The organism is Candidatus Saccharimonadales bacterium, assembly GCA_035317825.1.
GTDB lineage: Bacteria > Patescibacteriota > Saccharimonadia > Saccharimonadales > Saccharimonadaceae > DATHGB01.
In genome coordinates, this window is record DATHGB010000012.1 from 34,248 (window position 1) to 47,908 (window position 13,661).

Below are 13,661 nucleotides of genomic sequence, written 5' to 3' on the forward strand. Positions count from 1 at the left end.
TTTACCTATGACTAATTCAGCCTTGGTCAAGATAATCACGAAGTCGTTCCATGTGTAAAATATAGCTTCTTCTAGAGTGAGCGATCAGTTTAAGCATCTCTAGTTTTTTGAGCTCGATATTCGTTGTTTCGCGCGTCAGCCCAAGTGAATCAGCGATCTCTTGTTGGGTGACCGAGATCTTTAAGTGGTTGGTAAATTTGTACGATTTTAAAATCCCCCCCAGTTGATCGGCCATGTACAGAAGCGTAAATGCCACTTTATCACTAGCTCTTGATTGTTCGAGGGCATGAATCCTAGATATACTCGAAAGGAGAATTATCGTCATCTTTACTTGGCGGTTATACATACTTTCCGGATTAGCATGGAGATGTTTTGTAAACTTTTGATGGGGCACTAGACGAACGGTGCATTTGGTAAATGCTTCGTAAAAATACTGTGATTCTTCGATTAGTCCAAAAGCAAACCCTACCGGGAAATCTTCATCTTTGCGACCAATTGACACAAGACGTTCGTCACCAGTCTTCGTAATACTATACGTTTTGACGAGACCCGACTCTATGACATAGACGCATTTTGGACGCTCCCCTTTTAGGAGAATCGTTTCGCCTTTCTTGAAGGACTGCTGAGGATAGTGAGAGATAAATTGTTTAAAAGTGTCCATGCCCTTAGACTACTTTCTTGAATTAATGCCTGAAGCGAGCTACAAATATCGCTCCCGAGGGCTTCTTATCTCTTTATACACCCGTTGTAAAGATTACGCAAGTCTACTCCTACGGGTTAGTCCTACTGCCATTGTTGCGAGAATACTAAGGAATAGAACTGTCAATAAAATCGCAAGGAATGGATTCATACCACGCGTAGCTGATGTGGTTTTAGGTACTTGGTTTTGTACAGAATTATCCGTAGTTGTTATTCCAAGTACTTCGGGAGCAGCTTGGGTATCCCCGCTGCTGTCATCTAGTATCGGAGTCTCCGCTGAACTCTGCTGGTTAGATGAAGTTTTGGGCACGAATCCTAAGCTAAATGGTGGTGAAGCCTCCTGTCCGGCATCGGTTGGTACAGGAGGAGCTGATGAAGCTGGTTGATCACCGCTGGCCGTATCGACACCAAAGCTTCCGTCCCAATGACCAAATACGTTGATGAACAATATGCCAAACCAGTCAGAAAGGCCGAAGCTACTCATATTAACGTTTAGGATGTTAGCCGAAGCCGTTGCATTGCCACTCGACGCGTTGCCGGCACTTGTATTGCCCGTCACGCCAGCATTACCCGAGTGTGCCGTAACATCAATATTATTCGTAATCTGACTGTTGTTGTTTGCCGTTATGTCTTGGCCGCCATTACTATCCGTTACGCCGCTACCTAGCATCGCCGCCGTCGCACCAGGGGCGTCCACGATAATCCCCACCCAAGTTCCAAGGACATTCACGAATACCAGTAGACTATTGCTTGCAACTACTTGGTGACCTGAAAGATTAAGGATAGTTAGGTTAGTTGTTGCCGTCCCGGTTGTTGCTTGCCCTGCAGACGTGTTATTGGTAACTTCAGCCGATCCACTCGTCGCGCTCAGTTGTACGTTGTTTACGATAGACTGAGTGTCATTCGACACCACAGAAGCGGATGCATCTTGTGCATTACTAGCAAGTAGTTGAGGAATAAATTCTGGTGATATAAGTATGTCGCCGTTCAGATTACCGTAAATATTAATCGTTCCAATAAATGATTTATTTGCTGCAATAATTGAATTGATAAGGTTTATAACATTTGCAACTGCGTTTGCACTACCTGTTGTTGCGTTCCCGGCACTGGTATTGCGGTTAACGTTAGCATCGCCGCTACCAGCATCGACCGAAACGTTATTTGTTATAGCCGCGGAATTATTAACCGTAGTTGTCGCATCAGCATTTGATTGCTGCGCCGATAAATCGCCAATCGCTGACGATAAAGTAATATCACCCGTTACGTTTCCGTAGATGTCGGATGTAAAATGAGCAACGCCGACCGTGTCACCCCCTACGGTAGAATGTACCGTGCTCACAGTTGTTGTCGTAGCAGCTGCATTACCACTTGTTGCGTTCCCGGCGCTGGCATTCGCTGAAACACCCGCGTCCCCTGACTGCGCTACCGAAGACGTATCGTTTTGAATATTCACACCGGCATTCGATGTACCCGTTGAGGTATCGGTTGTCGATGTCGAAGGTTGTTCATTAGTCGTCTCGGGATCTGAAGGTACAATTTGCGTATTTTCTGGAGGTGGTGCTGGTGTAGATTTAGCCTTGTACGTACCTGATTGGCTATCATATTCCCATGTGGTCGTATTCCAGTGACCCGTTATCGGATCATAGGTATATGTTGGACTCGGCGCAGCATCAAGTGCCATTGCCGTCAAAGGATATCCGCCAGCTATCACTACCACGAGCGCATAAGATATACATACTCGCATGATACGTTTAAACTTTTGCATGGCGGCCTCCTTTTTTAACCAAATAATTTCATCCGTGGACGGGGAGAATATGTAGTCGTATCCTCCCCGAAGCTCAAACACCCTGGAAAATTATCATGTAGACAAATAACCAAGAGTTAGTTTTTAAGGTTCACCGTCACACTTGTTGAGTTAGTGTTCGATACATTGCCAGATGTGGCTGAGCCACCAGTCGTGTTATCCTCAACCTCTGCTTCACCAGACGTAGCCGTTTGGCTTGTAGAGCTTGAGATATTGAAGTTATTGTTGTTTTCAACCTTCAGTTTATTGACCGTCTTAGACTTGACGACATTCGTAGAATCAGGACCGGTTTGCGTAATAGATCCTGAGTCACTGCTGCTGTTCCCGCCACTACCCAAAGCTCCAGTTGTGGCAGAATTATCGACTGTTAAACCAACGCTCATGGCATTTGCCTGCGCTACCGTACCGCTCGTAGCGTCTCCACCAGTCGTATTGCCTTCCGATGAAGCTTCACCAGAAGATCCATTCTGAGACGTTGAGCTGTGAAGATTTAGGTTATTATTATTTTTAACCTTTGCCTTATTGATCGTTTTACTCTTAACGGCATTATAAGAGTCGGGGCCGGTATTCGTAATTGAACCCGTTGCGGCTGATGCGAAACCACTAAGACCAACTACAAGACCCAGTGATAATAACGTGGCACCTACTGATTTTTTGATTTTCATTTTTGACCTCCTTTATTCTTATTGGTAGATTAGTTTTTTCGGGTGTTCGCCCGACCTCAGAAAATGGTGTCATTCCTAGGGTCGTCCGACCACATAGATGAATCTCTATTCAGAATTTTCTATGGTCGTCTCCTGCTCACTACTCATATTTAATTGAACACTCGTGGAAGAATTAGACTGATTATCGGTTGTGGATGAAGTATCAATAGACACGTTTAACTTGGTCTGCCCGTCATCGCTTTGAATTGTTTTATGAATAGAGCCGTTTGGCGGCAACTGTATTGATTGATTGTTGATACGCACAGTAGAAGAAGACCGGCTTTGATCCGGCTGCGCTGAGGTGTTTGTGCTGGTTTCTACGATATCTGACTGGTTGGCTGAGGTTTTTGAATTTGCGGACGGAAGCTTAATGTCAACCGGTTGAACTTTATCATAGGAAGTCTGAGTCGCTTTACTTGAGTGTAAACTTAACGGTGCTACTGTCGCGAACAACGCGAATGCACCTATTGCCCACATCGTTCTGTGCACTTTACTAGCAAAAAGATAAGGAATAGCGATCTTCAAACGAGTGATAGATGATGAATAACTCCACATGTTAACCCCACTTTCTCTCCAATCAAAGAATATCTTTAAAAAAACGAACGGTATGTGAAGATTCTCACATATAGAACGTTTTACATAAGCTATCTAACGGTTAATTAAGAAGTGAGGTTTTTGCAAATAGAAAATTAGTTTAGCCTTAGCACCATTTTTAATTTTAATAAGATGCGTGTGTTGATGCTTAACCGAACGTGTAATACTGCCCATGCCACGAGCGTATACGTTATAGCCTTTTGCTTCATACTCGCCTGCAAGGCTCATCAAGTCCAGCTTCTCTTGATCCGTAAAATCATTTAATGATTCGACATGCCGCTTAGGCACAATCATAAGGTGGTCAAGCACTGCGCGTCCTTCAAACACATCATAGGAAACCCGATTAAAAACAACCTGCATCGTGTCGTTACTTTCAGCCTTTTGTTCGTGAGTTATATTGTGACAGAACGTACACGAAGTACCTTTTTGCTTGTCGTCTTTGTTTTTCTGGGCATATTTCTTGTAGGTTTTTCGGTAATGATACATATTCTTTTAAAAGTGTTTGCGAATATGGCTAAAACTAAAGTCCCAGTTCGCATCAGTCTTTTTATGTGGATTAAAGATATTTTGCGGATCGTAAATATGCTTCATCTCTTTCATATAGCCAAATACAGTCGGTCCGTACATCCGTTCCAGCCATGGACCACGAATAAGTCCGTCGTTGTGTTCGCCCGAGACTGATCCACCGTAGTAAAGTACGCGCTCGTTAACTTCTTTCATGGCAGGTTCTAATTTGGCACGTTCACTTGGCTCTTCAATCTTCATAAGTGGAATAACGTGGAAGTTACCGTCGCCTAGATGCCCAGCGATTGTTGCAAGAAGTTTGTACTTTTTAATTATCTCGCGAAGTTCCGGCAAAAATTCAGTCAGCCTAGCTGGCGGTACGACAAAGTCGTCGATAAAAGGAGCAGTGTGCTTGTCTTTTACCTTTGATCGAAGCAAGTTAAAGCTTTCACGGCGCATCAACCAAAACTTACGTGATTTGGCTTCGGTGCCGTCCTCTTCCATATAGGTGAAATGGAATCGTTCAAGGTCTTTCCTGGCCGTATGAATTTTGTGCTTCACTTCGTCAACGGTGTCACCCGTAAATTCAATCAATAGAATTAGCTTTGGCACACCCTTGAACAACATTAATCCATCAGGGATAAGCTGGAGTGCAAGCTTGATCCAAGACCACAGTCCAAGCCGGGTTAAAAAGGCAAAGAAGAACTTAAAGCTCAGCCACAAAGTATTGTCATCGAAACACTCAAAAGTGGCGGGTTTATGCGACAGAACCGCTGGAATCACGTCACCAAGCTCATCGATTGTGTGCATATAACAAACAAGCGTACCCGAATGCGGTGCTTTTGGTACTAAACGGAACTTGATATCCGTTACGATCCCTAAAGTCCCTTGAGATCCTACAAATAATTTAGTCAAATCAAAAATACCCGTATCGCGTTTCCAAACGTTCCACAGATGATAGCCCGTAGAATCTTTGCTGACTTTAGGAGCAGCTGCCTGAATTTCGTCGTAGTGCGTGTCGAGAAGTTCGAACGTTCGACGATACAAATCGCCCTCGTAGTCGTCCTGTCCCATCTTGGCATTGAGCTCATCACGGTTTAACGGACCGATCGTATATTCATTACCGTCGGCAAGGATTACTTTAAGTTCCGTCACGAAGTTATCGGTTTTGCCATATTCAAGCGACTTTTCACCGCCCGAATTATTGGCAACCATTCCACCAACTGATGCCAATTCACGACTGGCCGGGTAACTAGGCATAAGGCTGCCTTGCTTGAATGTCTCTACCTCGAAATCCTTGTACATCATCCCTGGCTGAACGTGCGCGGCAGTCGCACTCGCCTCGTACAGTTGATTCATGTGCTTACTGACGTCCAGAATGATAGATTCGTTGACTGCGCCGCCCGACATGTCGGTTCCCCGTCCTCGCGGTGTAATATTTAGATCAGGATGTTCAGCCTTGTTGTCGTTGACAAATTTAACGGCTGCTTTAATATCATCGCTACTTGAAGGAAATGCAACGACCTGCGGACGTAATTCAAATAAGCTTGCGTCGTGACTGTAAAATTCCAATGTTTCAGCTGAAGTATCGACCTCACCCTTAAAGATCTTCGAGAGTTCTGTTTTTATATCCATATTCTCCAACTGTAACACTTTTTAAGAGGTAAGCGCAAGCAAAAAGGCTAGGGATCGCTTCGCCGGGACATAATATCCAGGCGAAGCGATTTGGTCTATAGCAGCCTGACGTTTTGCGAAGCCCATTTAAGCGCGTCAACTGCTTGCCGGCGTGCTACGAGCGAATGCTTCGGCGGTCGCTCACCATGCCACCATTGACTCCAAAAAGGGTCGTTCGGGTTGAGACATTCCAGGTTGTCCTGATGCCTTAGCGTCCCATCGATGAAACTAGTGTTTCGCTCGATGTAAACCAGGTCATAGCCAGACTTTTGCAGCGCCTTCAGGCTGGCGACATTCCCCTGGTACACCGCTGACATGATTCTGTGCAGCCCCAGATGCTGGAATGCATACCAGGTACGGGCTTTGTGGATACTGCTCGCGATCCCCTTACCCCAGTACTCGTGGCGGAAGATCATTGAACCGCTGGTTGCTTGGTGGATATGGTTTTTGGTTATGTCAAATAGCGTCGTGTCACCAATAAGGATACGTTCGTCACTCTCGACGACATATATCCCCCACGTTAGGCTCTCTTTCTCTTCCCTGATACGCTCAAACCATTCCTGTTCATCTTCCAGTACGGGTGCAGAGCGGCGGCTGAGATAGCGGGTAACGCTTGCCTGTTGCATGCCGGGGTTGATAAACTCCGGCATGTTGTCTTTTGTAAGCGGCGCAAGTTCGACCTTTAAATCGCCTACTTGTAGCTGCATGATTGGTCCAAATGCCATGATCATGACCTCCTTTTAGTTAATCGGTCTCTTTTGAGACCGGATGAGCCTCCGCCTGGGAAATGAAAAACCTCCGAGACCGGAGGCTTATCTAGTGTCAAAAATAGTATGTGTTAAGAGAAAAGATAAGCCATGCCAAAAGAAATGCCGCCGAACGTGCCGTCCTTATTCATTTCAGATTGGTATGATTTACAAGTGATCATAAGTTATTTATAACACATGATGTTTATGTTAGCAAACAAAATATTGTTTATTCGTCGTTTTTCACGCTATACTGACCATAAGATGAAATTCTTTATTCGAAATATCGGCCGTATTGTTGGAACGCTGCGGGCAGAGAAACGACAACTTGTTAACCGCTATTTTACCAAGATTCCACGGCTAGAAGGTAGCGCTGCCGAAATTTGCCGTCAGATCGTTGAAAAACTATGGGAAGGTGATTTTTATCGTACAAGCCTTGGCCATTTCGATTTTTTCTGGATGCGCGACTTTGGAACGGTGTCCCAGTCACTTGTGAATACTGGCTACAAAAAACATACCCTACATACGCTTAGATGGGCACTGCTGCACTACCGTCGAGCTGGTAGGGTTACGACATGTATCGATAAAGCCGGTAACTGTTTTGAAGCCCCAGGCCATGCCGTCGATTCGCTACCTTGGCTACTACACAGTCTCGTTGTAAGTAACTATGATCTAAACATGTCTGAGCGGAAGTTTCTCGCGGGCGAGCTAGACCGTTACTGCAAAAAATACCTTGATACGGCTGGGTATGTACGGCCAATAAAGTTCGCCGAGATGCGCGATGCGGTTATATATGACCGAAGCGCCTATGCTGTCACGCTAATCGCCCGCATGGCATATTGCGTTGAGGTGCTCCAGCTTCAAGGCTTTCCTTATGAGCTACTGCAATACCAAGAAGAATTACTGAGTCGTTATTGGAACGGGCAATATTTTAATGCAGACCGAAGGACAAACGCGTTCAGCGCGGAATGCGCGCTGTTCCCTTTCTTCCTAGGGGTCATAGACGACGAAGCAATGGCAGGGGTGACATTCGACTACATTAACCAAGAAAAACTGAACGAACCCTTCCCGCTTATATACACAAAACAACCTAAAGCCTTTCAATACCATTGGTGGATGACCAAGCCTTTTATGCCAAACTACCAAGAGGAGACGCTATGGAGCTGGCACGGTGTGTTTTATTTGCATCTTCTAAAACGCTACGGCCGGCCAGAATACAAGCAGCAGCTCGAGAAATTCTCAAAAGGTATGATTGAAAAACATGGCTCTTTCCCCGAGATGCTGAACAAAGACGGCAGTTGGTACTACGCACCGATCTACAAGGGTGACCCTGGCATGGTGTGGGCCGCGCTATATCTTGAGTTAGCGTGAGGCAGGTGGTTTTATCGTAACTATGTTAATTGAGGGGTAAATAACTTTTAAAAAGTTAACGATATTGATAGAAATATCCAACCTTTGAGAAGCTTCATTTAAATCCCAGTAGGCAATATCATCAAACTTCTCAGGTTCAGCGCAAGCTGGAACATCTGATCCAATAATCTCTGCCACGAACCATGTGTAGTTCCAATTAACACCGTCATCCACAAAACGTGCATCCCCGATGTTCTTTAAAACACGCACGGTAAGTCCTGTTTCCTCAAGAGTTTCCCGTCTTGCTGTTTCTTCTAACGTTTCGCCGTCTTCTTGTTTGCCACCCGGTAATTCCCATTGAGTCAAGCGAGGAGTATTTCGGTGAATAAGCAAAAGCTCGCCTTTCTCGTTAAAAATAACAGTTCCGGCGAGCTCTTTCGTTTTCATAAAACGATTAGCCTATTTTTCGTCTTTCTTTTCGTCGACGACTTCACCTTCAACAGGTTCGTCCTTTTTGTCATCTCCAGAGGCAGGTGCTTCCTCTTTTGCTGCAGCTTCGTACATCTTCGCACCGATTGGCATGATGGCGTCATTTAATGCTTTAGCGGCGGCTTCTAGTTCTTCTTTGTCTTCAGACTTTTCGTGCTTTTTAGCCTCTTCGACAGCGTCGGTGATGACTTTTTTGTCGTCATCGCTGATCTTGTCTTTGTATTCATCTGGCATTTTTTGAGCATGGTAGATAGCGTTTTCTAGAGTATTACGAGCATCAACCGCTTCACGCTTTTTCTTATCTTCATCAGCGTGGGCTTCGGCTTCTTTTTGCGCTTTTTCAATGTCGTCTTTGCTCATATTGCCACTGTCTTGGATGGTCACTGAGTTTTCTTTACCAGTTCCCTTGTCTTTAGCGGTAACATTCAAGATACCGTTCGCATCAAGGTTAAAGGTAACTTCAACCTGAGGAACACCACGAGGTGCAGGCGCGATGCCGTCTAAGATAAAGCGACCAAGTGATTTGTTATCAGTAGCCATTTCTCGCTCACCCTGAAGCACGTGGATTTCAACTTGTGGCTGGTTATCAGCAGCAGTACTAAACGTTTCAGATTTACTGGTAGGAATAGTGCTGTTACGTTCGATTAGTTTGGTTGTTACACCGCCCATTGTTTCGATACCAAGTGAAAGTGGGGTTACATCCAGTAGAAGTACGTCTTTGACGTCACCCGCAAGCACACCACCTTGGATAGCCGCACCGACAGCAACGACTTCGTCAGGGTTAACACCCTTTAGCGGGTCTTTGCCGAAGATTGATTTAACCTTCTCTACGACTGCTGGCATACGTGTCATACCACCAACAAGGACGATTTCGTCAATGTCACTTGCTTTTAGACCAGCGTCTTTGATGGCCTTTTCGACAGGTTCAACGACCCGGTCGATGAGGTCTTTTACTAGGTCTTCAAGCTTACTTCGAGTCAGTTTGTATTCGAAGTGCTTTGGACCATCGGCGTCAGCCGTAATAAACGGCAGGTTGATTTCAGTTTCGGGAGTACTTGAAAGCTCTTTTTTAGCCTTTTCAGCTTCGTCTTTTAGACGCTGCATTGCTGCTTTGTCACCCTTAAGATCAATGCCTTCGTTTTGTTTGAATACGTCAAGGAAGTGATTAACGATACGGTTATCGAAGTCTTCACCGCCAAGATGCGTGTCACCATGAGTTGACTTCACTTCAAATACGCCATCGCCAAGTTCTAGAATGGATACGTCAAACGTACCGCCACCAAGGTCGAATACAGCGATCTTCTCGTCTTTTTTACCTTCTAGGCCATAAGCAAGCGCTGCGGCGGTTGGCTCGTTAATGATACGCTTCACTTCAAGTCCAGCAATCTTACCAGCGTCTTTGGTAGCTTGGCGCTGGCTGTCGTTAAAGTAGGCAGGTACGGTAATAACCGCTTCGGTTACCTTTTCACCGAGGAACGATTCTGCATCAGCCTTGATCTTTGAAAGAATCATTGCAGATACTTCTTCTGGCGTATACTCTTTGTCGCCCATCTTCACAGCAACGCCATCGCCCTTTTTGACGATTTCGTATGGCATAATGTCATGATCTTTTTGGACTTCGTCGTCACCAAACTGACGACCGATAAGGCGCTTAACACCATAGATAGTGTTTTTAGCATTTGTCACGCGTTGGCGCTGTGCGACTTGACCGACAAGACGTTCGCCGTTTTTGTTGATCGCAACGACACTTGGAGTCGTGCGATTGCCTTCGGCGTTGGCGATAACTTCTGGTTTACCTGCAACCATGTACGCAAATGCGCTGTTTGTAGTACCGAGGTCGATTCCGATAATTTTACCCATTAATTTGCTCTCCTTTTACTATGAATCATTTGTAAATATCTATCATTATTTTAGCACTCTAGTTGTTAGATTGCCAATATATTTGATTGTAATAAAATTAGCACTCTATGTCAACGAGTGCCAATTTTACATAAATAAATGCAAGACAACCGTATTACTGGCTCAGGTTATGACAAAAACAAGAATTTAACTTGCTTTTGGCTGATCTTTTTTGCCGCCATAGACAGCACTGCCATATCCAAGGCTTTGCTTGTTTTTAGACGAAGTGCTCAGACCATTCATTGTCTTAACAACAACAGCAGCTCCTGTGATTGCTGCGATTCCAACACCGACATGCTTAAGGAAGTCTAAGCGGTTCATCGGTTTTTTTAAGAGAGAATCAACTTCATCTTTCATCATAATGATCTTGCCTTTTTATTTTGTTTTTGTATACACCAAGCTTACGTAATACGGTTACGCTTGTCAAGAAATTTTATCCTCGCATTGGGCCAAAATCACTAATAAGTGGGCGTCGGTTTGGAACTTGCAACTGAGGTTGAGAGCGCGGGGTAACATTTATGACCGGGGCTGAGGGAGCAGCAACTGAGGCGTGGTGCATTGGGGCTACGGGTCGAGATGAACGCACGACCATACCGTCAATCGATACAACTTTTCTTCTTAGTGGCTGCTGCGGAAGAGGTGGAGCTACAGTACTCTCAGCTGCAGCAACAACTGGTTTGGGCGTAACGGCTAGGGCTGGAGCTTTTACTTCATTATCAATTGGGGCTGGTTGAATGACAACTTCATTCCGAGCTGCCTTTTTTTGCACTTTGCGTGCTTTTCTGATCGAAAGCAGTACGGATATTACCCCAAACTGATACACGATAATGATTGGTACTGCAATAATCGTCTGACTAAGCGCATCGGGAGAAGGTGAAATTATCGCAGCAGCTATAAATGCACCTACAATTATGTATCGTTCCGAATTCAATAACCCCTTTGGCTTAATCGGACTGATCCAGTGCCAAAACAGCAAAAGAAGCGGCAGTTCAAAAAGAAGGCCGATACCAAACACATAGCCCAGTACGAAGCTCAAGTAGGATTCTGCCGTTAACGATGGTGTTACGTAACTGCTTGCAAACTCCGTTAAGAATCGTAACCCGCCTGGTACGGCATAAAGGTAGCCGAATGTCGCACCCATCGCCATGAGGATAGTTGCCGCTAGGACAACTTTAAGCGGTAGGTTTCTTGCCCGTGTTGGAATGGCAGGTTTTAAGAACGCGTAGAGCTGATACATCAAAAACGGCAATATTAATAGGATAGTCACATAAAATGTCACCATAAAGATGAACGAGAAACCACCCGTAGGTGTAAGATAGATAAGCTTTTGCCCGTTTAGGGGCTGCATAATTAATTTTACGAAAAAATCATGGTATGTGTATACCAGAGTACCCGCTACCAGTCCAACAAGAATAGACCAAAAAAGCCGTTTTCGAAGTTCACGAATGTGCTCAGTAAATGTCTGTACTACGTGACTTTCGACTGCCCGATTAGGCTTGGTTGTTTGTATCTTTGGTTGGGACTGATGTCTTCTTTTCTTCCTTAGAGCCATCACTCACACCCTTTCGCAACTCTTTGATTGACGTACCAATACTTCGCGATAGTTGCGGTAATTTGCTTCCACCGAAAAGCAACAAAATAATTGCTAGGATAATGATTAGCTCTGGCGTGCCTAATCCTAGAATCTCCCCAAAATATGTAACTGATGACATCTTGTCTTCCCTCACTTGCGATAACGCTATGCTTACTATATACTGCTACTATAAAGCGTAAGAAGTAAAAAAGCAAGAATCTAATCGAGATATAAACATGAAACTATCACCATATACGGCAGCAACTTACAACTGTAATGCGTATGGTGCTGGCACATATAGTAATGGCGCGACATGTTCAACCGGCGCCAACACATCCGGAGGACTCGCGAATACTGGTGTCGATTTCTGGATTCCGCTAGTCCTAGGTGCTGTCCTGCTCATCGGAGGTATTTTTCTTCTGATTCGCCGTATGGTTCGTAGCGCTAAATAGAATTTATTTCTTACTTACCTTTACCATAGCGTGACGAACTGGGCGTCCGTTAAGAGTGTACCCGGCTTGTAATTCTTCGGCAATAACTTCCTTCTCACCTTCTGCTTCTTCGTCAAACTGGATGGCTTCATGCAGGTCCGGATTAAAATCCGTACCGGGTGTTGACTCGATTCGTTTTAAATTCAAATTTTCGAGTGATTTTTCAAGATTTTTCGTAAGGGATGCGATTCCATTTGCCCATTTGTTGTCTTTTAGCTCTTCGGGCATATAGGTAACAGCCCGTTCGATATTATCAATCACGGGGAGTAACTTTAAAATAGCGTTCGCTTGTCCCCCGTCGCGGGCAGCTGTTTTTTCTATCTCGACACGCTTTCGATAGTTCTCAAAATCCGCTCTTGTGCGCTGTAGATCCTGAGTTAGCTCGAGAACTTGCCGTTCAAGCTCTTCTTGTTTTTTACTTTTTGCCATTATCTATAAAACCTCCTCTAACATTGCTCCAGTGTGACGGACAAGGCGCATAACCCTGCCATAGCTTTGCCTGGTCGGACCAAGCACGCCGATATAACTTCGATCTGAATATGGTGAACGGAAACGACTAATGATAAGTGTTGCACCGCTTGTCTTGCCAATAGGGTTCTCTGCTCCGATATAGACATTGAGCGGTTCATTTGGTGCAGCTTCACGAAGCCATGGCTCAAGGTTATCTAGTAACCGTGCGACCGCCTGCGCGTGGGTACCGCTCATAAATTCGGGCTGCGAAAACAAGTTTCCCATGCCACTCATATATAGTTCGTCACCGATTGTCGCAAGTCCTAGATTCTGTGTTAAATCTACCAGACTATCAACGGCACTACGAATTGCCCTATCCGCTCGGTCGCCATGAGTGTTCACTCGTGCATCAATCGCTCTCGCACTGCGATCGAGTTGTGGCACCTCGTTAATTTGGGCTTCAGTGAGTGTGTTTACATAAAATCTATAGCCTTGGTCCGTAGGAATACGACCGCTACTTGTGTGAGGCTGCGCTATAAAGCCCATTTCCTCTAATCGAACCATCTCGCTTCGAATTGTCGCACTTGAAACACCGAATAACTTCGCCAGCGTTACGCTACCGACAGGGGCAGCAATCTCGGCATATTGTTCAATAATAGTCGCTAGAATGGCAATTTGACGATC

General features: G+C 45.0%; 16 protein-coding genes. 2 read left to right on the forward strand and 14 right to left on the reverse strand.

Annotated features, from left to right (window positions below; all coding sequences use genetic code 11):
• Window positions 1-16: 16 nt before the first annotated feature.
• The 7 genes from VK497_02540 to VK497_02570 all read right to left on the reverse strand — a co-directional run bounded on the left by VK497_02540 (window position 17) and on the right by VK497_02570 (window position 6,704).
• Window positions 17-661 (reverse strand): Crp/Fnr family transcriptional regulator, encoded by a 645-nt coding sequence (locus VK497_02540; protein ID HMI09253.1) that lies wholly within the window; start codon window positions 659-661, stop codon window positions 17-19.
• 93 nt (window positions 662-754) lie between these two features.
• Window positions 755-2,464 carry a hypothetical protein gene (locus VK497_02545; protein HMI09254.1) on the reverse strand — a complete coding sequence of 570 codons (1,710 nt, stop codon included), beginning with the start codon at window positions 2,462-2,464 and terminating at the stop codon, window positions 755-757.
• A 116-nt stretch (window positions 2,465-2,580) separates the two neighbouring features.
• Complete coding sequence (locus VK497_02550) at window positions 2,581-3,168, reverse strand: hypothetical protein (GenBank protein HMI09255.1); 588 nt, start codon at window positions 3,166-3,168, stop codon at window positions 2,581-2,583.
• 105 nt (window positions 3,169-3,273) lie between these two features.
• Complete coding sequence (locus VK497_02555) at window positions 3,274-3,684, reverse strand: hypothetical protein (protein ID HMI09256.1); 411 nt, start codon at window positions 3,682-3,684, stop codon at window positions 3,274-3,276.
• 171 nt (window positions 3,685-3,855) lie between these two features.
• Entirely contained in the window at window positions 3,856-4,287 is a 432-nt protein-coding gene (locus VK497_02560) for an HIT domain-containing protein (GenBank protein HMI09257.1), read from the reverse strand.
• A 6-nt stretch (window positions 4,288-4,293) separates the two neighbouring features.
• Window positions 4,294-5,940 (reverse strand): FAD-binding oxidoreductase, encoded by a 1,647-nt coding sequence (locus tag VK497_02565; protein HMI09258.1) that lies wholly within the window; start codon window positions 5,938-5,940, stop codon window positions 4,294-4,296.
• Window positions 5,941-6,035: 95 nt separating this feature from the next.
• Window positions 6,036-6,704 carry a GNAT family N-acetyltransferase gene (locus tag VK497_02570; GenBank protein ID HMI09259.1) on the reverse strand — a complete coding sequence of 223 codons (669 nt, stop codon included), beginning with the start codon at window positions 6,702-6,704 and terminating at the stop codon, window positions 6,036-6,038.
• Window positions 6,705-6,989: 285 nt separating this feature from the next.
• Here VK497_02570 and VK497_02575 point away from each other — a divergent pair, with 285 nt between their 5' ends.
• The gene (locus tag VK497_02575) at window positions 6,990-8,096 is read left to right on the forward strand and encodes a hypothetical protein (protein HMI09260.1); all 1,107 of its coding nucleotides are present in this window, start codon (window positions 6,990-6,992) and stop codon (window positions 8,094-8,096) included.
• Here the strand turns inward: VK497_02575 and VK497_02580 are convergent.
• The 5 genes from VK497_02580 to tatA all read right to left on the reverse strand — a co-directional run bounded on the left by VK497_02580 (window position 8,088) and on the right by tatA (window position 12,175).
• On the reverse strand, window positions 8,088-8,522 hold the full coding sequence (locus VK497_02580; protein HMI09261.1) for an NUDIX hydrolase: 435 nt from the start codon (window positions 8,520-8,522) through the stop codon (window positions 8,088-8,090). The two genes, VK497_02575 and VK497_02580, sit on opposite strands and share 9 nt — an antisense overlap.
• Before the next feature lie 12 nt (window positions 8,523-8,534).
• The gene (dnaK, locus tag VK497_02585) at window positions 8,535-10,424 is read right to left on the reverse strand and encodes a molecular chaperone DnaK (GenBank protein HMI09262.1); all 1,890 of its coding nucleotides are present in this window, start codon (window positions 10,422-10,424) and stop codon (window positions 8,535-8,537) included.
• 186 nt (window positions 10,425-10,610) lie between these two features.
• A complete protein-coding gene (locus VK497_02590) occupies window positions 10,611-10,823 on the reverse strand; it encodes a hypothetical protein (GenBank protein HMI09263.1) in 213 nt (70 codons plus the stop codon).
• A gap of 73 nt (window positions 10,824-10,896) precedes the next feature.
• A complete protein-coding gene (gene tatC / locus VK497_02595) occupies window positions 10,897-12,015 on the reverse strand; it encodes a twin-arginine translocase subunit TatC (protein ID HMI09264.1) in 1,119 nt (372 codons plus the stop codon).
• On the reverse strand, window positions 11,954-12,175 hold the full coding sequence (gene tatA, locus VK497_02600) for a twin-arginine translocase TatA/TatE family subunit (protein ID HMI09265.1): 222 nt from the start codon (window positions 12,173-12,175) through the stop codon (window positions 11,954-11,956). The genes tatC and tatA overlap by 62 nt, the downstream gene beginning before the upstream one ends.
• A 97-nt stretch (window positions 12,176-12,272) precedes the next feature.
• Between tatA and VK497_02605 the strand changes: the two genes are divergently transcribed.
• Window positions 12,273-12,488 carry an LPXTG cell wall anchor domain-containing protein gene (locus VK497_02605; protein HMI09266.1) on the forward strand — a complete coding sequence of 72 codons (216 nt, stop codon included), beginning with the start codon at window positions 12,273-12,275 and terminating at the stop codon, window positions 12,486-12,488.
• Window positions 12,489-12,491: 3 nt separating this feature from the next.
• On the opposite strand, the gene VK497_02610 is transcribed toward VK497_02605, so the two are convergent.
• Both VK497_02610 and VK497_02615 read right to left on the reverse strand, forming a co-directional pair.
• Entirely contained in the window at window positions 12,492-12,956 is a 465-nt protein-coding gene (locus VK497_02610) for a nucleotide exchange factor GrpE (protein HMI09267.1), read from the reverse strand.
• A 3-nt stretch (window positions 12,957-12,959) separates the two neighbouring features.
• On the reverse strand, window positions 12,960-13,661 hold a 702-nt coding region (locus VK497_02615; GenBank protein HMI09268.1), incomplete at its 5' end, for a transcriptional regulator.